The 21,407-nt window shown below is 68.3% G+C and carries 21 protein-coding genes; 12 read left to right on the top strand and 9 right to left on the bottom strand.

What is annotated here, in order from left to right; translation table 11 throughout:
- Positions 1-52: 52 nt before the first annotated feature.
- On the top strand, positions 53-220 hold the full coding sequence (locus C2R22_RS25005) for an NAD(P)(+) transhydrogenase (Re/Si-specific) subunit beta (RefSeq protein ID WP_162562443.1): 168 nt from the start codon (positions 53-55) through the stop codon (positions 218-220).
- Positions 221-289: 69 nt separating this feature from the next.
- Here C2R22_RS25005 and C2R22_RS09895 read toward each other — a convergent pair whose 3' ends face one another.
- From C2R22_RS09895 to C2R22_RS09870, 6 genes are all read right to left on the bottom strand, one after another.
- Positions 290-1,015, bottom strand: coding sequence for a PP2C family protein-serine/threonine phosphatase (locus tag C2R22_RS09895; RefSeq protein WP_103425611.1), 726 nt, complete (start codon positions 1,013-1,015; stop codon positions 290-292).
- The gene (locus tag C2R22_RS09890; protein ID WP_103425610.1) at positions 1,012-3,561 is read right to left on the bottom strand and encodes a protein kinase domain-containing protein; all 2,550 of its coding nucleotides are present in this window, start codon (positions 3,559-3,561) and stop codon (positions 1,012-1,014) included. The genes C2R22_RS09895 and C2R22_RS09890 overlap by 4 nt, the downstream gene beginning before the upstream one ends.
- Complete coding sequence (locus C2R22_RS09885) at positions 3,561-4,301, bottom strand: hypothetical protein (protein ID WP_103425609.1); 741 nt, start codon at positions 4,299-4,301, stop codon at positions 3,561-3,563. The genes C2R22_RS09890 and C2R22_RS09885 overlap by 1 nt, the downstream gene beginning before the upstream one ends.
- On the bottom strand, positions 4,301-5,488 hold the full coding sequence (locus tag C2R22_RS09880; protein ID WP_103425608.1) for an ATP-binding protein: 1,188 nt from the start codon (positions 5,486-5,488) through the stop codon (positions 4,301-4,303). The genes C2R22_RS09885 and C2R22_RS09880 overlap by 1 nt, the downstream gene beginning before the upstream one ends.
- 70 nt (positions 5,489-5,558) lie before the next feature.
- Positions 5,559-6,206 carry a hypothetical protein gene (locus C2R22_RS09875; protein ID WP_103425607.1) on the bottom strand — a complete coding sequence of 216 codons (648 nt, stop codon included), beginning with the start codon at positions 6,204-6,206 and terminating at the stop codon, positions 5,559-5,561.
- A 61-nt stretch (positions 6,207-6,267) separates the two neighbouring features.
- A complete protein-coding gene (locus tag C2R22_RS09870; protein ID WP_103425606.1) occupies positions 6,268-6,597 on the bottom strand; it encodes a hypothetical protein in 330 nt (109 codons plus the stop codon).
- Between the two features lie 291 nt (positions 6,598-6,888).
- Between C2R22_RS09870 and C2R22_RS09865 the strand changes: the two genes are divergently transcribed.
- From C2R22_RS09865 to C2R22_RS09855, 3 genes are all read left to right on the top strand, one after another.
- Positions 6,889-8,883, top strand: coding sequence for a hypothetical protein (locus C2R22_RS09865; protein ID WP_103425605.1), 1,995 nt, complete (start codon positions 6,889-6,891; stop codon positions 8,881-8,883).
- An 81-nt stretch (positions 8,884-8,964) separates the two neighbouring features.
- A complete protein-coding gene (locus C2R22_RS09860; protein WP_103425604.1) occupies positions 8,965-9,726 on the top strand; it encodes a ribonuclease H-like domain-containing protein in 762 nt (253 codons plus the stop codon).
- A gap of 30 nt (positions 9,727-9,756) precedes the next feature.
- Positions 9,757-10,110, top strand: coding sequence for a hypothetical protein (locus tag C2R22_RS09855; protein WP_103425603.1), 354 nt, complete (start codon positions 9,757-9,759; stop codon positions 10,108-10,110).
- Here the strand turns inward: C2R22_RS09855 and C2R22_RS09850 are convergent.
- Positions 10,107-11,822, bottom strand: coding sequence for a GMC oxidoreductase (locus C2R22_RS09850; protein WP_103425602.1), 1,716 nt, complete (start codon positions 11,820-11,822; stop codon positions 10,107-10,109). The genes C2R22_RS09855 and C2R22_RS09850 overlap by 4 nt on opposite strands.
- A 6-nt stretch (positions 11,823-11,828) precedes the next feature.
- Positions 11,829-12,698 carry a hypothetical protein gene (locus C2R22_RS09845; RefSeq protein WP_103425601.1) on the bottom strand — a complete coding sequence of 290 codons (870 nt, stop codon included), beginning with the start codon at positions 12,696-12,698 and terminating at the stop codon, positions 11,829-11,831.
- A 185-nt stretch (positions 12,699-12,883) separates the two neighbouring features.
- Between C2R22_RS09845 and C2R22_RS09840 the strand changes: the two genes are divergently transcribed.
- The 3 genes from C2R22_RS09840 to C2R22_RS09830 all read left to right on the top strand — a co-directional run bounded on the left by C2R22_RS09840 (position 12,884) and on the right by C2R22_RS09830 (position 14,646).
- Positions 12,884-13,564, top strand: coding sequence for a hypothetical protein (locus C2R22_RS09840; protein WP_103425600.1), 681 nt, complete (start codon positions 12,884-12,886; stop codon positions 13,562-13,564).
- Positions 13,565-13,595: 31 nt separating this feature from the next.
- Positions 13,596-13,847 (top strand): hypothetical protein, encoded by a 252-nt coding sequence (locus tag C2R22_RS09835; RefSeq protein ID WP_103425599.1) that lies wholly within the window; start codon positions 13,596-13,598, stop codon positions 13,845-13,847.
- A gap of 76 nt (positions 13,848-13,923) precedes the next feature.
- Positions 13,924-14,646 (top strand): dolichyl-phosphate hexose transferase, encoded by a 723-nt coding sequence (locus C2R22_RS09830; RefSeq protein WP_103425598.1) that lies wholly within the window; start codon positions 13,924-13,926, stop codon positions 14,644-14,646.
- A gap of 24 nt (positions 14,647-14,670) precedes the next feature.
- Here the strand turns inward: C2R22_RS09830 and C2R22_RS09825 are convergent, their stop codons facing one another.
- Positions 14,671-14,871: a DUF5800 family protein gene (locus tag C2R22_RS09825; protein WP_103425597.1), complete on the bottom strand. Its 201-nt coding sequence runs from the start codon at positions 14,869-14,871 to the stop codon at positions 14,671-14,673.
- 465 nt (positions 14,872-15,336) lie between these two features.
- Here C2R22_RS09825 and C2R22_RS09820 point away from each other — a divergent pair, with 465 nt between their 5' ends.
- From C2R22_RS09820 to C2R22_RS09800, 5 genes are all read left to right on the top strand, one after another.
- Positions 15,337-16,413, top strand: coding sequence for a NosD domain-containing protein (locus C2R22_RS09820; RefSeq protein ID WP_245902960.1), 1,077 nt, complete (start codon positions 15,337-15,339; stop codon positions 16,411-16,413).
- 126 nt (positions 16,414-16,539) lie between these two features.
- Complete coding sequence (locus tag C2R22_RS09815; protein ID WP_103427635.1) at positions 16,540-17,391, top strand: polymer-forming cytoskeletal protein; 852 nt, start codon at positions 16,540-16,542, stop codon at positions 17,389-17,391.
- 109 nt (positions 17,392-17,500) lie between these two features.
- Positions 17,501-18,997, top strand: coding sequence for a sensor histidine kinase (locus C2R22_RS09810; RefSeq protein WP_103425595.1), 1,497 nt, complete (start codon positions 17,501-17,503; stop codon positions 18,995-18,997).
- 70 nt (positions 18,998-19,067) lie between these two features.
- Positions 19,068-20,129 carry a DUF4349 domain-containing protein gene (locus tag C2R22_RS09805; RefSeq protein ID WP_103425594.1) on the top strand — a complete coding sequence of 354 codons (1,062 nt, stop codon included), beginning with the start codon at positions 19,068-19,070 and terminating at the stop codon, positions 20,127-20,129.
- A gap of 91 nt (positions 20,130-20,220) precedes the next feature.
- Positions 20,221-21,396 carry a redox-regulated ATPase YchF gene (locus C2R22_RS09800; protein WP_103425593.1) on the top strand — a complete coding sequence of 392 codons (1,176 nt, stop codon included), beginning with the start codon at positions 20,221-20,223 and terminating at the stop codon, positions 21,394-21,396.
- The last annotated feature ends 11 nt before the right edge of the window (positions 21,397-21,407 follow it).

The raw sequence follows: 21,407 nt of genomic DNA, 5'->3' as shown, positions 1-21,407 counted from the left end.
TCGCAGGAACCGACGTGTACAGAATTATCTGGTGTTCCGTCCTCGTTCCGGTATGAACCTCCGATATCTCATCTACGGCGTGCAGATTCTCCTCGGTCTGGCTCTCGCAATCACCGGGTTCATGCAGAACGACCCGCTTATGACAGTCGCGTGGTTGGTCGTCGCGGTCTCCGGTGCCGTTTTGTTCTGGCACGACCCAGGTGGGCCTCTCGAAGTGTGACGGCTCACTGAGAGGTCGAGTCTCCTTCTGTAGTCGACCAATTGTTTTGCCGCGCCTGCCTTCAGTCGGTCAGTCGCGGACCGCCGCCAACACCACGCTCACGTTGTCCCGCCCGCCGTGTGCGAGTGCCCGCTCGACGAGCGCCGCGGCGCGGTCAGCGACGGAGCCACCGCCTTCGAGCACCTCCCGTATCTCCTCGTCCGACAGTTCGTTCGTCAGACCGTCCGAGCAGAGCAGGAGCGTTTCGTCGAGCGGTTCGACGAACACGTCGGGGTCGACCCGGGCCTCGACACCGACCCACCGCGAGAGGACGTGCCCGTACCGCCCGCCGGCGTCCCGTTCTCGGCCGACGGTGTGGTCGGTGGTTACCTGCCGGAGGCCGCTCGACCCGCAGACGTACGCGCGACTGTCTCCCACGTTGAGAACGGTCACGGTCGGCAGGGAGTCCGAGTCGACGTCCACCACCGCCGCGACCAGCGTCGTGCCCGCCCCGCCGAACCCTTCGGCCGCGGCGTAGGCGGTGAACTCCTCCCGGGCGGCGGCGAGTCCCTCACGGAGGAGCGTCTCGGCGTCGCGTTCGCCGGCGTCCCGCAAGTGCTTCGCGTACGCGGCGAGTTCGGAGACGACGGCAGTGCTGGCTACCTCGCCGCCGTCGACGCCGCCGACCCCGTCGGCCACGGCGAGCAGCCACTGTCGACCCTCGTCGCCGTCGAGCGCGACGCGGAGGGTGCTGTCCTCGTTGTTCGTGCGGACGAGACCGGCGTCGCTCTCGACGGCGGTTTCGACGCGCGTCACGCCTCGACTCCGAGCGCTCTGGTGAGCGCGTCGCGCACCTGCACGACCTGCTCGTACCGCTCGGTCTGGTCGTACGCCAGCGCCTTCAGGAGCGTCGTATCGACCGACCCCGGGAGGTCCGGGTTCCGTTTACTGGGGGGGACGATGGCCTCGCGTGACCCGACCTCGAAGGGGTGCTCGCCCGTCAGGAGTTCGTACGCGAGGACGCCGTACTGGTAGACGTCGGTGCGGATGTCCCGCTCGCCGAGGCTCCGGTCCAGTTGCTCGGGCGCGGCGTACAGGAGACTGTGGCCGGTGCCGGTTATCGTCCCCTCGGTCATCACCTTCGACAGCCCCCAGTCGCCGAGTTTCGCGACGCCCTCGCCGTCGAACAGGACGTTCTCCGGCTTGATGTCGAGGTGAGCGATGCCTTTCGCGTTCGCGTACCCGAGCGCGTCGCCGACGGCCGCGAGGACGACGACCCGCTCGTCGAACGCCGCGCCGGCGTCGAGCCGCGCCCGGAGCGTCCCCTCGCACAGTTCGAGGAGGAGCCACGGGACGGGCTTCTCGCCGTACTGCAGGACGTCGACGACGTTCGGGTGGTTCGCGACGAGTTGCCAGTTCTCCGCCTCCGCGACGAACCGCCGGATCTTCGACTCCGGAATGGTCTCGTAGTCCGACACCCGGGGGATTTTCAGCGCCGCCCGTCCCGCCTCGCCGTTGACCACCCAGATGTCGGCGAAGCCGCCGCCGCCGAGTTGCTTGACGCGCGTGTATCCCGGGAGATATTCGAGCACCCGGTCGACGATGAGGTCGTCCTCGTCGCGGAGCGGGCCCCCGTGGGCGATCTCCTCGGTGGTCACGAGCGGTTCGGTCGAGTCGCTCTCGTAGATGGCTTTCCGGATGGCCTCGACGTTCAGTTCGCACGCGAGCACGACCCGCGAGAGTTCGTCCTCGACCTCCTCGGTGAGCGACGCCGACTCCGTCGCCGCGAGCGCCTCGACGCTCGCGCGGACCCGGCGGTACACTTCCCGCGCCTCGAAGAACTTCTCGCCCGCGTACAGTCGCTCCGCCCGCTCCATCTCGGCGAGTTGTCCGACCACCGCCTCGCGGAGCGTCTCGATGGCGACCCGCTCGCGGAGGCTCGCGACCCGGTCGTGGTGGTCGTCGGTGAACGCCTCGCTCTCCGCGGCTTCGAGGTCGTCGAGTCCGCGGCGCACACGGTCGAAAAGCCCGCGGCTCCCCCGGCGGCCCGTGGTCGTTTCGTCGCCAGTGCGTGTGGCCAGTTCCGCTTCGAGCGCCCCCAGGGTGGCGTCGACGACACCGCGCCGCGCGTGGCCCAGTGCGTCGTCGAGGTCGGTCGCGTCCTCGTCGTGTTCGCGCGCGACCGCACGGGCGGTTTCGAGCGCCTCGACCGCCTCAGCAAACGCCGCCTTCGCGCCGTCGTGGTCGCCGTCGTCCAGCGCCGCGCGCCCGCGGGCGAGCGCCTCGTCGGCGGTCGCCTCCGCGTGGACGCGGCGGGCCGTCGCGCGCTCGCGTTCCGTCTCGGTGACCTTCGCACGGAGTTCCTGTCGGAGCCGTCGGAGGTCGCCCGCGTCCTCCTCGGCGGCGACTTCGATGGCCCGGTCGTACACTGTCGCGGCCTCCGTCCACAGGTCGATTGCACCGTCGCGGTCACCGTCCGCGTACCGCTCGTCACCGCGGCGCGCGATGTCTCGCGCGCTGGCGAGGTACTCGTCCGCGGTCGCACTCTCGCGGACGCGCGTGACCGTCCGGTACTCCTCCTTCGCCCGTTCAAGATCGCTGCGGAGTGCGGAGTCGTCGACCGCGTAGCCGTCGACGAGTTCGACCGCCTTCGTGTACGCATCGACCGCCTCGCGGTACGCCGACGCCGCGTTCTCGTGGTCGTCGTTCCCCTGTGCCGTCTCGCCGTCCGCCATCCGGTCGCTGCCGCGCTCTCTCAGCCGCTTCGCCTTGCGATACAGCCGCGGCGGCAAGTCGGGGCGGTCCTCGTCGGGCGACTCGTTCTCCGGTGGGCTGACGAACGGCGGGTCGACGATGGGTGGCTGTGATTTTTCCGCCAGGCGCAGCGCTCGCCGGCGCGTCGACCCCAGGTACCACAGAACGGCGAACAGGAGCGGGAACTGGTAGTAGACGGCAGCCAAAATTCCCACCGGGACGACGAACACCGCCACGAGACCCGTGAGACCGCCGCCGATTCCGGTGACCCACGGTCCCAGGAGCCGCGAAGTGTCCACGACCTCCGGATTCCGATTCGCACGAGCCACCGCCCGCGTGTCGAGCCAGAAGAACAGGGCGAGGGGGCCGCTGGCGACGACGACACCGATCCAGAGCAGCATCCCGAGTTCGCCCGGGAAGAGGAAGTACGCGCTGTCGAGTGCGAGCACCGAGAGGCCGTACGCCACCGTCACGACGAGGAACAGCAGCGTGAGGTAGTACCACCGCTTGGTCGGCTCTCCACCGTCGCCCTCGCTCTCGGTCGCGGGCGGAGTGACCCCTCCTTCGGTTCCCGGGAGCGGGTCGCCGACCGTCACGTCGGCCACCATCAGACGGCCACCTCTCTGGTGTACAGCCGAACGACCCGGTGGGCCGCGCGGTCGATACGCGCGTGGTACTCGGGGTCGAGTTCGTCGCCCATCGACAGTTCGAGTCGGAGTTCGAGCCGTCCCTCGATGTCGTCGACCTCGTCGCAGAGGTCGTCGTACTCGCCGCTCTCGATGGGATGTTCCGAGAGGACCGTCCGGAGTTCGTGCGTGTACTTCAGACACTCGCTCGTCCCCTCCTCGCGCGCCTTCAACAGGAGTTCGACGACCGCCGGGACGTACGACGAGACCGGAACCCCGCCGAGGACCGCGCCCGACCGCCCGAGGTTGAGACCAGCGTGGTCGACGTACTCGCCGAGGGTGAGGCGGTCGTCGCGTTCCAGCGTGAGATGCAGCGCGGTCCCGCGCCGTCCGCCGACGGTGATGGTGCAGTGGCTGTCGACGAGCGTCGACTCGCCGCGGTCGAGCGTGTGCTCGCCGATGCCGGTGCGGACGTACACCGGGTTGGTGCTGCCGTCGTTGCGGACCGCGACGCCGTTCGTCGTCGGTTCGAGCACCACCGGCGGTCCGCCGGGGCGGAGACGCGAGACCGACTGGTCGGCGACGCCGAGGTCGACCACGTCGTCGCCCGTCGAGACGACGACTGCGGCGTCCTCCGCTCGCCGGTAGATACCGACGGACGACTCGACGACCACCCGGCGGACCTCGTCGCTGTCGGTGACGGGCGAGAGGTACGCGCGCATCAGGCGACCCCTTCGCCCGCGTCGCCACCGCCGTCGCTCGCGTCGTACTCGATGGTCGGCGGCGTCTCGCCGATGGCCGCCTCGATGTGCGTCTGTGAGATGTACACCGTCTCGTCGCGTTCGAGGCGCTCCTTGAGCGCCAGTCGAGCAGCGTTCTCCGCGACCAGTTCGATGTCGCTCCCGGAGTACCCTTCGGTGAGCGCGGCGACGCGGTCCCAGTCGACTTCCTTCAACAACACTGGGCGGTTCCGCAGGTGGATCTTCAGTATCTCGACGCGGGCGTCGGCGTCCGGCGGCGGCACCTCGATGCGCTCGTCGAACCGCCCCGAACGCTTCACCGCCGAGTCGAGGAGGTCGAGGTAGTTCGTCGCCGCGACCACGACGACGTCTTCGCCCTGGACGTCCGTGAGCGACTGCAGGAACTGGTTGACCATCTGCTTCTCCGAACTGGACATGTCCCCGCCGCGGTCGGAGGCGACGGCGTCGAACTCGTCGAAGAACACCATACACGGCTGGTTCGCCTTGGCGACGGCGAAGACGTCGCGGACGTTCTGGGCGGCCTCGCCGACGTACTTGCTGACGACGTCGGCCGTGGTGACGTTCATGAAGTTGTAGCCGAGTTTTCCCGCGAGCGCCCGCGCGATGAACGTCTTGCCCGTCCCCGGGGGCCCATAGAGGAGGATGCCGTTGACCACGCCGAGGTCGTACTCCTCGTACAGTTCCTTGCGTTCGAGGGGGTCGACGACGCGCTCGATGAGCAACTGCTTGAGGTCGTGCATCCCGCCGACGTCGTCGAAGGTGAGAGCCGGCGGCGCTTCGAGCAGGCGTGCCGCCTCCAGCGTCTCGTCACCTTCGGTCTGCTCCGCCGACTCGCCCTTTGTCCGGAGCGCGCCACGCCCCGACCCCTCTCCCTCGCTCGACGCGCTCCCCGCTTGCCGCGGCTGTGGCTGTGGCTCGCGCTCCAACTTCTCGGCCCACGAGCGGTAGCGCTCGGCGTCCGTCCGGTGACGCTTCTCCAGTTCGCCGTTCCGCTCGAGGTCAGCGAGTTCTGTCAGCCGCGACGCTGCCGCCCGGTAGTGACGAGCGGCGGCCGCTCGATTGCCGTTCTTGTACTGCTTCTCGGCGCGTTTTCGCTCCTTCGTGTACTGTTCTGTAACTATCTCTTTGAACGCACTCTCGTCGAACATCGCTGTCCCTCCGTTGTGTCTTCGCACGCGCTGTCAGCCGCTCTGTCACCGGTGAGTCTTCGAACTCGGCTCACCCGGCGGCTTCGTCGAAGTCGACGTCGGAGACATCCATCTCCGCGGGGTCGAACTCGGCGCCGAACTCGTCTTCGATGTCGAGTTCGTCCGCGCCTCGGTCGCCGGCGGCGATCCGTTCCATCGCCGTAATCTCGGCCGAGTCCTCGGTCACCTCGTCGCTGACGACGGGGATGTTGAGCGTGTCGACGAACTTCTCCATCGCCTCGTTGCGCACGCCCAGGTCGGTCATGCTGTCGAGCACCTGCGAGTGGATCTGTTGGGCCTCCGCGGCGGTGAACACGGTGTCGATGACGAGCCCGCCGTCCTGTGACTTCGCTCTGGCCATCTCGCGGGCCATCTCGAGGCTCATCACGGCGGCGAGTTTCGTGCTCATCATCGTGAACAGCTGTTTCTTCTGGTTGTAGCGCTGCTTCTCCATCCGCGCGCGCATCGCCAGGTTCTTGCGCTGGAGTTCGCCCGCTTCGGCACCCTCCTTGATGAGACGTTTGTACGACGCCGCGTGCTTGTTCATCTCCTGTTCGTACTGCGTCATCAGGATGTTCGCCTTGTGCTTGTCCCGGGATATCTCCTCGTCGGAGTACACCGTCGGGTCGAGCATCGTCTTGAAGTCCTTGCCGCCGAACACCCATTCTCTGAGTTTCATGTGTATCAGTTGTCGCTACCGGTCGTTGTTCGCTGTCGGTACACGTCCTTCGTGGTCGCCGTTAGCGACCAGCGGCCTTGCGGCGCTTGCGCGCGGCCCGCTCCTTGGGGTCGAGTTCGGGTTCGACCGCCAACACGACGCCGACGACGCCGACGACGGCACCGACCGCCGCCGCGAGGACGAGCAGTTTCATCTCGGCGACCGTGACGTTGAGCCACGTCTCGCCGAGCGTCGCCTGCGCGTAGATCAGCGCCGCGCCGACGAGAATCCCACCGGCAGCACCGAGGGTCACCCGCCGCTCCATGAACGCGAACACCCCGACGACCAACAGCGCGCCGAGGACGACGTTCAACAGGAGTACACCGCCGAGTTGCCAGAGTTCGAGAGTCATTGTCTACCTTGTTAGTGTAACGACACCGATACGACAGAGAAGGGGATAAAGACGTACGACAGGCCACCGGTATCTCAGGGTTACCGTACGTTACAGAACCGGGACAGTATTCGGGAAGACGTGCACGGCTCCCGAATCCCGACCCGCCGGCTCGAATGATATTCTATCTAACGAGATAATCAGACGAATCGTCTATCCCGTACTTATACTCGGGTGACATCATCTAACGGATAGCCACGGCTTCTGTTCGGGCGGCGGACGAAGGCACGTGCGGGTAGGTGTAAGAGTACAATGAGTTCCATCGATTCAGGCGACTGTGCGGACAGACTACGTGGACTCCTCCAGCTCCAGGAGGCGGTCATCGACGAGGACCTCGCGTCGCTCGGGCGGATGCCGACCGACTCGCGGGTCGAGCGGTACCGGCGGCTCGCTCGCGAGGAGGAGGAGTTCGTCTTCGACTACCCCGCCTCGTGTCCCGACCAGCTTACGAGCGCCGAGCGGGAGGAACTGCGGAGCCGGTTCCGCCTCGCCCGGCTGTTCGTCTACGCGAGCTTCGAGAACCGGAACGAGCCCGTTCCCACGGAACTGGACGGCGACTTCGCCCCCGTGGAAGTGCAGGCCGCCATCGACTTCGAGCGGTACAAGAGCTTCGACGCGCTCAGCGAGGAGGGAATCGAAGAGCGCATCCGGCGGATGGACGGCGAGGTGTACACCCTCGCAAAGGAGTACCACTCCACTCAACTCGACGACCTCGACGCGCTGCTGGACGACCCGACCGTCCAGCGGGACGTGCTGAAACAGCTCGTGAACCGCTACGACGCCCGGCTCGACAAGATCAAGCGCGCCGTCCAACTGTACGTCGAGATTCACAACCCTTCGGGACTGGTCGACTCCATCGAGCGGGCCATCACCGCCGTCGCCGACTCCGCGGACGAACGCGAGGCGATACGGGAAGCCATCGAGCGGGAGGTGCAGTCGGTGGCGGCCGACCTCGACCGGACGCTTTCGGAGCGGGAGGCCGCCGTCGACGCCAGGCTCCGGACGGTCGAGGCCGGCCTCGACGGCAGGGAGCTGTCGGACGGGGTGCGGGAGGAACTCGACGCGCTCCGCGCGCAGACGGCCGAACTCCAGCGGACACAGGAGCGGGCCGTTTCGGACCTCTCGGAGAGAATCGACCGCGCGAGTCAGCTCGACGGCCGGCTCACCGAACGCATCGGGGAACTCGAAACCGCTCACGAGAGGGCGCTAGCCGACGGCGGACGCCTGGGCGAGGAGACGGTCGCGCTCGTCTCACACGAACTCGACGCGCTCCGCGAACAGCACGACGCGGTGGCCGAGAGCATCGACGCGCTCAGACGGGAACGCCAGCGCATCGCCGACGCGGAGGCGCGCCTCGACGAGCGCGAGGCCGACCTGACGGCGCGCGTCGAGGCGCTGTCGACCGCTCTGTCCGAGACCACCGAACGAACCGGCGAGGGCGTCGTCACCACGGCCATGGCGCGGCTGTTCGAACTCGACTACCTCGGTCGGTTCGACATCAGCGTCCACGAGGCGGCGCGTCTCACCACTCCCGAGGGGGCCGTCGAGGTACCGCCGGCGGCGTGGGACGGCGCGGTCAGCCGCCGCGACGAGGTGCCTCGACTGCGCGACTACCTCGGAGCCGACGGCGACTTCGACGCGTTCCCCGCGAACCGGAGCGTCCGCTTCGAACTCGGGCGGTCGCGCTATCTCGGCCTCGGCCGGGAGCGACAACTCGTCCTCGAAGCGAGCGTGGTGAGCCACCTCGAAGCCTACGCGCACAACGGCTTCGACGCCCGGCCGGCGACGGTCGACGACCTCCTCGACGTCGTCACCCGCGCGGTCCGGACCATCGGTGACGACGACGCTCACACCGTGCTCGCGCTCGCGTCGCCGACCGGCTGGACCGACGACGTCGCCGACCGCCTGCTCGACGAGTCGTTCGCGCGGAACCGCTTCGACCGGCGGCTCCACCTCTACTTGGTGGACCTCCAGACCGGCGAACTCCGGTTCGACGCGTCCGACGACCTGCTCGCGGGCAACGCCGGCCTCTTCGACGTCGGGGTCGACGCCGAGCGCCTCCACGACTGCGTAGCGGTCGTCCGCGAACGCGCCGACGAGGGCGAACTGAACGTCCGCCTCGACGCGCTCACGGCCGAGGGGTACCCGGCCCACGTCGTCAAGCAGGCGTTCAACCGCCTCGAACGCGAGGGAGTCGGCCAGCAACTCCTCCTCGACGAACTCGGGCTGGTGCTCGCGTTCGAGTGAGCGGGGCCGGTGTGAGAGAAACAGACCGCGAACGAGGCTGGGAGCGAGAGCTTTAGGCCCGTCGGCCTCTCTCCTCCGCGCATGCGCGTCGAGAACTCCTTCATCCCGGTCCGCGGGGTGGGCGAGACGACGGAACGGCGGCTGTGGAACAACGGCGTCCGCGAGTGGGACGACTTTCACCGGGAAATCAAAGGCGTCGGCCCGACGACGGCCGAACGCATCGAGACGTTCATCGACGAGGCCCGCCCTCGACTGGACGCGCGCGACACGGCGTACTTCGCGCGGACGTTCCCGAGCAACGAGCGGTGGCGACTCTACGAGACGTTCCGCGACGACGCCTGCTTCTTCGACATCGAGACGACCGGCCTCGACCACAACCGAGACGAGGTGACGACCGTCTCGGTGCACAGAGACGGCGAGACGACGACGCTCGTCAACGGCGACGACCTCACCGCCGACGCGCTGGCGGACGTGTTCGCCGACGCGGGCCTGCTCGTGACGTTCAACGGCGCCCGGTTCGACGTCCCCTTCCTGGAGACGTCGTTCGACGTCGACCTCGACTACCCGCACCTGGACCTGATGTACGCCTGCCGCTCGGTCGGGCTCGCGGGCGGGCTCAAATCCATCGAACGGGAGGTCGGTATCGGCCGGGACCGCCCGGACCTCTCGGGGCGCGACGCCGTCAGGCTCTGGCGGCAGTACGAACGCGGGGACAGCGCGGCGCTGGACACGCTCGTCTCGTACAACCGCGAGGACACGGAGAACCTGTCGACGCTCGCCGACCACGTCACGACCCGTCTCGACGAGCGAGCGTTCGGCTCGCGCGAGGGAGAGGGCGAGTGATTTTTGTGCCGTCCGACGGAGGAGAGCGGTATGACCCTCGAACGCGCCGACGACGCGAACGACGGCACTGACTCCGACACGGACGCCGAGGACACCGACGCGGTCGACGCGGAGTCGGTCGGCGTCGACGACGCGGACGACGACCCCCACGGGGAAATCGAGAACACGACGCCCCCCGCACACGAGGCCGAACGGGAGGGCGACAACGGCGACGAGACGGTCCCGACGGTCGAACTCGACCTCTACGACCTCTCGGTCCGCGTCAGCGGCCAGTCGACGGACGACCTCGACGCGGTCGGCGACGCCGCCCGCGACATGATGGACTACCTCGTCGACCGCGCGAAGGAACTGGAGGACTCCCCCGACGACCGCGGGCTGAGTTAGCCCGCGAAGTACCGCTCGACGATTTTATCCGCGGTCCGGGCGGCCAGTGCCTGCCCCGTGTTCGTCGGATTCGCGCCGCCGACGCCGTTCGCCAGCGCGGAGTGGTCGGCGACGAACAGCCGACCGACGTCGTACGCCTCGCACGCCTCGTCGACCACCTTCCCCATCGCCATCGTGCTGTGGACGTGCAGCGCCGTCGGCGGCGAGTCAGAGCGATGGACGTGTGAGGCGCCGGCCGCTCGAAGGATCTCCGCGGCTATCTCGGCGAGTCGGTCGCGCCGCTGTCTGTCGCCCGTGCTCGGCTCGTAGTTCACGAGCGGGATGGGTCCGTGTTCGTCCTCGACGCCGGGAACGACGGTGACGCCGTTCCGTCGGTGGGGCCGGTCGTCGCTCACGACGAGGACCTGGAGGGTCCGGCGGTAGCCCGAGAGCAACCGCTTGAGTTCCGACCCGGCCAGCCTCCCGAGAGTGTCCCAGGGCGCGTCGTCCGGGTCGTTCTCGAAAGCAAAACCCGAGGCGCTCGACCCGAACCCCAGGATGGCCCCGATGCCCGGGGCGGTGCCGACGGTCTGGAGCATCCCGAGCCCCGGGTAGTCGAACCGGGCCGCGATGTCCTGCCCCTGGAACTGGTCGACGGTGTCCTGCCCGATGCTCGATTCGAGGTCGGCGGCGTCCCACAGCCCCATCACGTTGTCGCCGAAGTGGATGGTCATGCCGCGGCCGACCCACTCGTTCTTCGGGAGGTCGGCGTTCAACCACAGTCGCGGCGTCTCGATGGCGCCCGCGGCGAGGACGAGAACCTCGCAGTCCACCGATTCGACCCGCCCCGACCACGTGTCCCTGAACCGGACGCCCGTCGCCTCGGGGTGGTCGTTCCCGGCCGTCTCGGTTTCGATACTGGTCACGAAGGCGTTGGGTCGAACCGTGACGTTGCCCGTGCGGAGCGCCGCGGGGACGAAGCTGACGTTGCTCGCGCGCTTGGCCTTCTCCTCGTAGGGCGCGCCGCGCGGGAACGGGTGGCCGGCGATGCTCCCGAGCGCCAGCGTGTCGCCGTCGACCTCGGGATAGGTGAAGTCCCCGTCGTACCCCGCGTCGACGTGCAGCCGCGGGTCGGGCTGGCGGATGGCGTTGGGCTGGGGGCGGTAGCCCGGTTCGGTGACGTTCAGCCCGTCGATGAGGTCCCAGCCGGCGGCGGCCGCGCCGCGGAAGAACAGCTCCTCCTTCGCGGTGACGGGCGCGGGCGTCACCTCGCACATGGCCTCTATCTCCCGGTAGTAGGGAACGAGGTCGGCGTAGTCGACGGGCCAGTGGGGCTGTTCGTCGATGGAGGCGGGGTACGCGCGCGGGTGACAGCCCGTGTAGTGCAGCGTCGTCCCGCCGACGCCCGCACACTGCAAGATAGCCCCGTCGCCCGGGAACTTCCGGAGCCAGAACCCGCGCTCGTGGTCGGCGGGGCCGAACACGAGCTTCCGGATCATCTCCAACTCCCGCGTGGTGAACTGTTCGTCGAGCAGCCTCCCGCTCAGGTCGTCGACGCTCGACGACGACTCCGCTCCCGGCTGTTCGTTCGGCTTCGGCCACTGCTCGTTGCCGTAGAACGGCCCGGCCTCGAGAACCAGTACCGAGAGTCCGGCTTCGCCGAGTTTCCAGGCGGCCACGGGACCGTCTCCCCCGGCGCCGACGACGACCACGTCGTAGTGTGCGGCGACCATCGTCACTCACTCCGGGTAGGGTTCCTCGTACCCCGTGGTGTCGTAGTCGTTCTCGCGGAAGCTCCCCGACTCGCGGACGATGCTCACTCGCCCGTCGATATCCGTCCAGGTGTCGCCCGCGCCGAGCGGGCTGTCGTCCGTTCCGACGTAGCCGCGGAGGGCGGCGTAGCCGTCGGCGACCCCCGGGTAGCCGGTCTGCCGCCAGCTCTGAACCGCTGCGGGGTCGTTCGGGTGGGTGCGCTCGCTCGGGGGGAGCGAGAAGTCGTCGTACCCCTGCCACTCGCTGTAGTAGATCATCTCCGCGAAGCCGACGACGAGTTGGCCGACGAGGCCGGCGTCGAACTCGAACAGGCCGTGCCCGAACGGTGCGACCCGGAGTTCGAACTCGTCGAGGATGCCGAGCGCGCGCAGTCGGTCGCGCCGCGACAGCTTCGCGAACGTCCCCGCGACCCGTCTCACGCGACGGGCGGGCGGGTCGCCGGGACCGAGCAGCGCGACGACCCGCTCGACATCGGGTTCGGCCTCGTTGTCGCCGTGTGCGACGAGCGCGTCCGCCGCCGCGTCGAGGACCTCTACCAGCGGCGCCGACAGCGGGAGGTTCCCCCGCGTCCCGACGTGCGGGAAGCCGAACTGGAAGAGGTCGTCGACGAAGGTGACGAGGAACTCCTCCATCCCGACGGCGAGCCCTCCCGGGACGTGTTCGGGACCCAGTTCGTCGGCGAGTTCGGGCGTCTCGGGAACGACCGCGTCGACGACCGCTCGAAGCGTCACCTCGACGTACAGGTCGAGGTCCGACTCGTCGGGTTTCTCTCCCGTGAGAAGCGACTCCAGCCGCTCCCACACCTCCGACAGCCACCGCCGCACGTGTAGCACCATCGACTCTCCTCTACACGTCAATCGACGAACGTGATATTGATACTATCTGTCGCTCGCCCGGCGTCGGGGGCGAAACCTCGTCCAGCGCGTCCCCGGGCCAACGGTTATGTCAGTCGTCGACAAATACCAAGGGCCGAACTCCGAGCCCTGGGCCGTCGGACGCCGCGCTCGGTCGGCGACACATCATGACACCGAACACCGCCCTCACGCTCACCCGCGCCGCGCTGCGTTCCGCCCGGTCTCTGCTCGATGGGAGCGTCCGGTTTCCGCGCGGGCGACTCGGCGACGTCCTCGAATCCCCGAGCGGCGACGCGTTCATCGTCTACCGCGAGACGGCGCTCGCGGGACACGACGCGTCTTCCGACTGTGTCGTGCTCGTCTTCACGATGCAGGTGCGGGGACGAGAGGCGGGCGAGACGGTCCGCGGCGTCCTGTTCGACCCGCTCGCGAACGTCGCCACGCCCTTCTTCGCGGGGATGCCCGGGTTCAGACGAAAGCTGTGGCTGGCCGGCGAACGCCCGGGCGAGTTCCTCGAACTGTACGAGTGGGCGTCGCGCGCGGACGCGGAGGCGTTCGTCGACGTGCTGGAGTCGCTCCTCGCGCCGTTCGACTTCGCCGGGTCGGCCTCCTTCGAGGTGGTCGACGACGACTCGGTCGACGCGTACGTCGACGCGCGGGCGGTCGAGTGGCGCGACGCGGCGGATCGGCGTCGCTCTCACCGCCCGTCTTCCCGCCTGCTCGCTCTCGTCGGGACTGCCGCCCTCGTCGCAGCCGTCGCCCTCGGGTTGGGGTATCTCGTCGGGAAGCAGCGGTCGCCGGACGGGTCGACCCCAGCGGGCGTCGACGTCGAACTCGACGACACGTAGACTTACGACGACACAGTGTCATCTCGTTCATATGTTTCGCGCGTGGCTCGAACGGACCGAGTGGCTCTGGCTCATCATCGGCGGGTTCTACCTCGTGGCGTACCTCTACTGGTACATCCCGGTGCTGTGGGCGCTCCCCGGGAGCGTCCGCGACCCGCCGCCGCGTTTCCCGTGGCACTGGCCGCTCGACTTCGTGGCGACGGGCCTCGCGGGGGGCGTGCTCCTGTACCTCGGTTTCCGTCGGGCGACCGACCTCACCGCCGGGACGGAGACGTCGGCCTGAGTGGGGGGAGTAGGCGTTCCGGCTTGGTTTCGGCGAACCTAAACCTTCAAATCACTCCCCACGCAACCGAGGGGTAATGACCTACACCTTCGACGACGTCGCCGTCGTGATGGGCACCTACAACGAAGCAGAGGCAATCGAACACGTCCTCACCGACATCGAGGCGGTGACCGACGGGCGGGCGGCGGTCGTCTGCGTCGACGGCTCTTCCGACCGGACGCCGGATGTCGCCCGCGAGCACGGCGCTCGCGTCATCGAACAGGAGCCACAGGGGTACGGCGTGGCGGTCCGCGAGGCGGTCTTGGCCCCGGACCGACCGGTCGTCGTCACCACCGACTGCGACGACACCTATCCCATGGAGCGACTGCCGGACTTCCTCGACGCCATCAACGAGGGGTACGACGTCGTCTCCGGCGACCGACTCTCGCGGGGCGCGGAGACGATGCCGCGGTTCAACAGACTGGGGAACCAGGCGTTCGCGCTCGGCGCGTCGCTGCTGGCCGGGCGTCGCCTCAGCGACACGACGACCGGCATGCGCGCCTACCGAAAGGAGGTCATCGACGAGGTGACGTGGACGGAGAACACGGGGCTCTCCGCGGAACTGCTCCTCAGACCGGTGATGCGCGGCTACCGGGTGAAAGAGATAAAAATCGAGTACCGCGAACGCCGCGGCGAGACCACGCTCGACCCGCTCTCGGGTGGGGCGGAGATCGCGGGCTCTATCGTCCGCGTCGCCGCCGAGGAGCGCCTGCGACAGCTCTCTTCGGGCGTGTCGCGGGCGTCGGGTCGGTCGGTCTGACGTCGAATTCGAGGCGGAATTCGACTACGTCCGCAGGATGTCCTGGATGCGGCGGGGTTCGCCCGACAGGTGCGGGTTCTTCTCGACGATCTTCAGCACCTCGTGGTCGGTCACGTTCGGGTAGGATTTGCCGATGGCCTCCTCGATGAGGTCCCGTTCGAGCCGAAAATCGGTTCCCTGGTAGACGACGTCGACACCGTGTTCGTCGAACGAGAGGGCGGTCATGGAGGGAGGTACCTCTCGGGAGTATATAAACGCACGGCACCCGTCACGACGTTCCTTCTACGAGGCGCTCGGGGACGCTACGTTCCCCCGGAGACTGGTATGACCGATACGGACGGATATGTGTTCGATGTTCGACTATTATAAACGGATTTGTGAGCGCCTTCGAGAGAAACGCCCGATGTCGCACGAACGTACGGGTGACGCCGGTGGAAGCGCCACTAACTGGGAATCGACACGTCGGTCGTTCATGGGGGACTCGGCGCGGCCGCCGGGTTCGGCTGGTTCGGCGGGGCCGCACAGGTCAGTCCCCCTCCGGTCCTCTCGGGGGGCGGGTCCGTCTACTTCGTCCTCAAACGAGCGGGCGGCGGGTCGGCAGCCACGCAGTCGCAGGGGAACAGCACGGCCGCCGAGGGGCGCGGGGTCGCTGGCGACACGTACGTCGTCGTCGACGCGGGGGCCGGTGAGGTGGCGTTCAGCACCGACGGGACGGCCGACGAGGCGTTCCAGTACGCCTTCGACGACCTCACCGGCGGCGGGACCGTCGTCGCGGGCGCGAGCACGTTCCAGTTCGGCGCGCCAGCGACCATGGGAAGCGACACCACCCTGACGGGCGTGGGGGGAACCCGGTTCGTCGCCTCCCAGACCGGGACCGTCGAAACCGTCCTCCCGACCGAGGAGCAGGACGCTCGGGTCCCGGCGGGGCACGATATCGTCCGGCTCCGCGGCGACAACGTGGCCGTCACGAACGTCGAGTTCGACGCCGGCGGGACCCAGCGGGGCAACCAGGCGGTTCAGGCGGACGGGTGTCGCGGCGTCCTCATCGCCAACAACCGGACCGTCAACGGGTTCCAGATGGCGCTGTCGGTGACCCGGTGTACGAACGTGAGCGTCGTCGGCAACGAAGTCGTCGACCCGAACTGGTACGGCATCACCACCCGCGGCGCGCCCGCCGGGAGCGACAAGGACCTGCGGCAGTCGCGCAACGTCGTCATCGCGCGGAACCGGGTCTCCGGGATGAAGTTCAACAACATCGCCCCGTACAACACGAACGGCTTCCTCGTCACCGGCAACGTCGTCTTCGACGGCGGACACAGCCTCATCGCGTGCTCGCCGTCACAGAAGGGAGCTATCGTCGGGAACGTCTGCCGGAACCTCGACGAGTTCGCTCCCGACCCCGGCGGCGAGGCGGGTATCGAACTCGAGTACAAGGAGACCCACCTCCGCGACGAGGTGAAAGGGACGCAGGAGGCGCTCACGTACGACGTCACCGTCTCCGGCAACCAGGTCGACAACTGTCCGGTGGGCGTCCTCGTGCGGACGGTCCCCGCCGACGAGGGGAATCAGGGGGCACGCGAGACGAAGCGGCCGTTCGGCTTCTCCGTCACGGGGAACACGGTCAGCGAGACGGGGACCGGCATCCTGGTGCGCTCGGGTGCCGACGGCGTCGTCGCCACGAACACGCTGCGGGACAACGGAACCCACGTCGAGGAGGACGACGACTACACGACGGACATCGAGCGCGGACTGAACGTCACCCGGTGAGACGCCCCGACCGTTCGTGTTCGGACGGCCGTCCTGTGGGCCGTTTCAACGCTGTCGACACGTAGCCGTCTGACGCGCGTCGCACGAGAGTATATTACTCGTGACGTGCCATGAACGTCTGTGCCCGTGTCACTCGGAACCGACCCGCTCGACGCCCTCGAGATCCCCGACGGAACGACCGTCGAGGAGCACGACCTCGTCACCGACCGTGACGTGCTCGTCGGCGGGCAGAGTTCCGTGGAGTTCGGGGTCCGCGGCCGGAACGTGATGGCGGGCGAGCGCGTCCGCTTCGGCGGCGACATCGAGGCCGACGGCGACTGCCGTCTCGACGTCTGGTGTCAGGTGGCCGGAAACGTGCTCGTCGGCGAGGACGCCTATCTAGGAGAACGTGTCCACATCGAGGGCCGCCTGATGGTCTCGGGCGACCTGGACATCGGCGACGACGTCGACATCGACGAGGGGTTCGAAGCGAGCGGCTGGATCGTTATTCGGAACCCCATGCCGACGCTCGTCTTCTACTTCATCGTCCTCTCGCAGTTACTTCGAATCGGCGAGAAGGACGCCGCCGACGAGATGGCGCAGGCGCTCTCGTCCGATGGAGGCCAGACCCCACTGGTCATCCCCCGCGGCGCCGACGTCTCCGACGACGCCTGGCGCGTCTCCACGCCCGCACACGTCGGCTCCGACTGCCGCTTACATGGGAATATCCGCGCCGCGAGCATCGAGATGGGGTCGGGCAACAACGTGTTCGGCAGCCTCCGCGCGAAGGGCGACATCACCGTCGGCTCCGAGACCCGGATCCACGGCGACGTCACGACCCGCGGCGGTCACGTGACCATCGAAGAGGGTGCGCGCGTCCTCGGCGACGTCTCCTGTGGCGACCTCGCTCTCCACGAGCGCGCGACGGTCGACGGCACCGTCCGCGCCCGCGGCGAGATGCACATCCGCCGCGACGACACCTCCCGCGACGCGGAGTGAGACACCGCGACGGAGCGAACCGGTCGTGCGCTGTGCCCCTCGACCGAACGTCTCGGATAGTTATCATTTGTCAGACAAACTTTATTGCGATAGTTTCACTCTTGGGCGTATGAACGTGCGGGGGGAGGTAGACACGCGCGTCCTCTGGGTGGGGGTCGACGCCGATGTCGGGGAGAGCCCGGGGGAATTCGATGTTCGACGCGTCGCAACGGCCGCGGAAGCGTGCGCTCTCCTCGACGACACTCTCGCCGACTCGTGGTATCCCGACTGTGTCGTGGGCGGCGTCCTGTCGGGACGGGGAGACGACGGAGACGCCGATGGCGACGATACCGGCGACGACGGCCTCGGCTTCCTCCGGCGGGTCGACGAACACACCCACGGGGTCGCGACCGTCTTCGCTCCCGGGACCGAGGGGAGCGAGCGACTGGCGGCCCGGGCCGTCGCCGCCGGAATCACCGGCTACTGTCCCGCGGACGAGTCACTGGAGGAGGCAGTCCGGACGGCGCTCGAACGGGTCGATTCCGACCGAGGACAGGGGCACGACGTCGACCGCCGGTACCGAATGCTCGCGGAGAACCTGCCGAACGGCGCGGTCGCGCTGTACGACCGGGAACTCCGGTATCTCGTCGTCGGGGGGACCGTGTTCGACGACCTCCCGCTCGACCGGGACCACCTGGAGGGCGAGCGGTTCGAAGACGCACACTCGCCCGCCTTTGTCGAACGGTACGGCGCGCTGTACCGGGCGGCGCTCGACGGCGAACACTCCGATTTCGAGTTCACCTACGCGGGTCGCACCTTCCGCGGTCACACGGTTCCCGTCCGCGACCGGGCCGGCGCGGTCGTCGCCGGCATGGCGCTCACCCAAGACGTCACCACCGAACACGCACAGCGGGCCCGCCTCGAACGGCAGAACCGGCGGCTCGACCGCTTCGCGAGCATCGTGAGTCACGACCTTCGGACGCCGGTGAACGTCGTCGAGGGGTCGCTCGTGTTGCTCCGCGAGGCCGCACACGAGGGTGACGAGGCGACCGTCGACCAGAACGCCGAGCGCATCTCGCGGGCGTGTCGGCAGATGACCGACATCATCGACAACGTCCTGACGCTGGCCCGGCAACCGGACGCGGTCGACGATCCCGCCGACGTCGCGTTCGTCGAGACGGTACGGAGTGTGTGGACCCTCATCGACAGCCGCGGGACGGACCTCGTCGTCGACGCGGGCGAGGACGTCACCGTCCGCGCCGACGAGAGCGCGCTCCGAAGACTGCTCGAGAACCTCCTCTCGAACGCCGTCACGCACGGGAAGACGGACAGGGGCGACGAGGCGACCGTTCGCGTCGAGTGGTTCGACGGCGACGTCCCCGGGTTCGCCGTCTCCGACGACGGCCCGGGCCTCGCACCCGAAGAGCGCGACCGGGCCTTCGACTGGGGATACACGACGGACGAGGGGGGTGTCGGCTTCGGCCTCGGCATCGTTCAGGGGGTCGCGGAGGCACACGGATGGACCGTCTCGGCCGGCGAGAGCAGGAGCGGCGGCGCTCGATTCGAGGTGCGTGGCGTCGACCACGTCGCGCCGGCGGACGGTGCGGCCGCCGAACGGGAGCGGTGAGGCGGCGATGAGTGAAACCCCCTTTTGTCTCTAGCCAAGAGTTTTTGTGCTCCTTGTCGTTCGCACGGACATGAACCGACGCCGGCGACACACGGTCGTGACGGTCCTCGTGGTGCTTATGGCCGTCTTCGCGGGCTGTAACGGGGCAGCACAGAGCGGTGGGTCTGGTGGCGGTGACGGCGGCGCAGCCAGCACCGGTGCGGAGTACGACGCGGAAGCGACGGCGCAGGCCACCGAGATGGCCGCCGAATCGGGCGGGTCGGGTGACGACGCCTCGTCGATGCAGTCCATCGACTCGCGCGCGCTCATCCGGACCGGACACGTGACTCTCGAAGTGACGGACTTCGAGCGGGCCGAGCGGAACCTCACCCAACTGGTCGAGTCGCGCGGCGGCTTCGTCTCCGACACCCAACAACAACAGCGCCGCGTCGGCGAGCGGACGTACCTGATGGGGACCGTCGTCCTCCGGATCCCGAACGAGCGGTTCAGCGAGACGTTCAACGACGTCCAAGAGGAGGGTGAAGTCATCGAGTCGTCGACCTCGACCGAGGACGTCACCGAACAGTTGGTCGACATCGAGGCGCGACTGAACAACCTCCGCGCCCAGCGCGACCGCCTCCGGACGCTGTACGAGCAGGCGAACGACACCGAGTCAATCCTCCAGGTCGAGCGCCGACTCTCGGAAGTACAGACGGAAATCGAGCGACTGGAGGCGCGGAAGCAGGCGCTCGAACGCCGGGTGGCGTACTCGACCATCACCGTCGACATCCGGGAGGAACGGCCCGACCGCCTCGGCGTCGACGAGAAGTGGTACGACATCGGCTTCGTCGGCGCGTTCCTCGAATCGGTGAACGGTGTCGTCGTCGCCCTGCGTGCCGGCGTCGTCGTCCTCGGGTACGTCCTTCCGTACCTCATCGTCCTCGCGACGCCCATCGGCCTCGTCGGCGGTGCCCTCGCGTGGCGGCGCGGGTGGTGGCCCTTCCGGCGGGAAGAGAAGGTCGTCGAGGACGCGCCGCCGGCGGCCGAACCCGTCGAGGCGTCGGAGTCAGAGGCGTCGACGGCCGAATCGGAACCGGAGTCGGAGTCGACCGCTGACGACGCCGACGGGGAGCGGGACCGACCCGACGAGTGACGGTCGCGGGCCGGCGACGGCCGGCACTCACGACCGCGCGCACTCCACGACGACCGAAAGGCACTCTTTCGGTACGTGCGAGGAAGGGGATATGCTCTCTCTCGCGCTCGCTGGGAAGCCCAACGCGGGCAAGTCCACGTTCTACACGGCGGCCACGATGGCCGACGTCGACGTCGCCAACTACCCCTTCACGACCATCGACGCGAACCGGGGCATCACCTACGCCCGGGCGCGCTGTCCGTGTCTCGACCGCGACGAGCGGTGTGGCAACTGCGAGGACGGCAAACGGTACGTGGCCGTCGAACTGGTCGACGTCGCGGGGCTCGTCCCCGGGGCGCACGAGGGGCGAGGGCTGGGTAATCAGTTCCTCGACGAACTCACGAACGCCGACGCCATCCTCAACGTCGTCGACGCCTCCGGCGGCACGAACGAGGAGGGCGAACCCGTCGAGGTGGGGGCGTACGACCCCATAGCGGAAGTGGACTTCATCAGGGAGGAGATGGACCAGTGGCTGGCCGGCATCATCGACCGCAACTGGGAGGGGGTCGAGCGGAAGTCCCGGTCGCCCGACTTCGACATCGACGAGGCGCTCGCCGACCTCCTCACCGGGTTCGGCGCGTCGGAGTACGACGTCGCCGCCGCGCTCCGGACGCTCGATTACCCGACCGACCCCATCCAGTGGACCGACGCGGAGCGAGAGGCGCTCGCCCGAGAGATCCGCGAGCGGACCAAGCCGCTCGTCCTCGTGGCGAACAAGGCCGACATCGCACCGTCCGAAAACCTCCGGCGCATCGCCGAGCACGAGACGCTCTCGGTCGTGGCGACCGCCGACGGCGAACTCGCGCTCAGGCGAGGCGCGGAGGCGGGTATCGTCGAGTACGACCCCGGCGACGAGGAGTTCACCATCGTCGGCGACCTCACCGGCGGGCAGCGAAACGGACTCGAACAGATACGTGAGGTCATGGCCGAGTACGGCGGGACGGGCGTCCAGCAGGCCATCGACACCGCCGTCTACGACCTGCTCGACCACATCACCGTCTACCCCGTGCAGAACGAGTCGAAGTGGACCGACGGGCAGGGCGAGACCCTCCCCGACGCCTTCTTGGTACCGCGGGGGTCGACGCCGAAGGACCTCGCGTACGCCGTCCACTCCGACATCGGCGACGGCTACCTCCACGCCGTCGACGCCCGGTCGAACCGGCGGATCAGCGAGTCCTACGAGTTGGAAGAGGGCGACGTGATCAAGATCGTCAGTACGGCGACGTGAGCGGCGGGGCG

It is taken from the genome of Salinigranum rubrum (assembly GCF_002906575.1).
Classification (GTDB): Archaea; Halobacteriota; Halobacteria; order Halobacteriales; family Haloferacaceae; genus Salinigranum; species Salinigranum rubrum.
The sequence above is the reverse complement of the archived record's forward strand: the minus strand, read 5'-3'. Positions and strand labels throughout refer to the sequence as shown.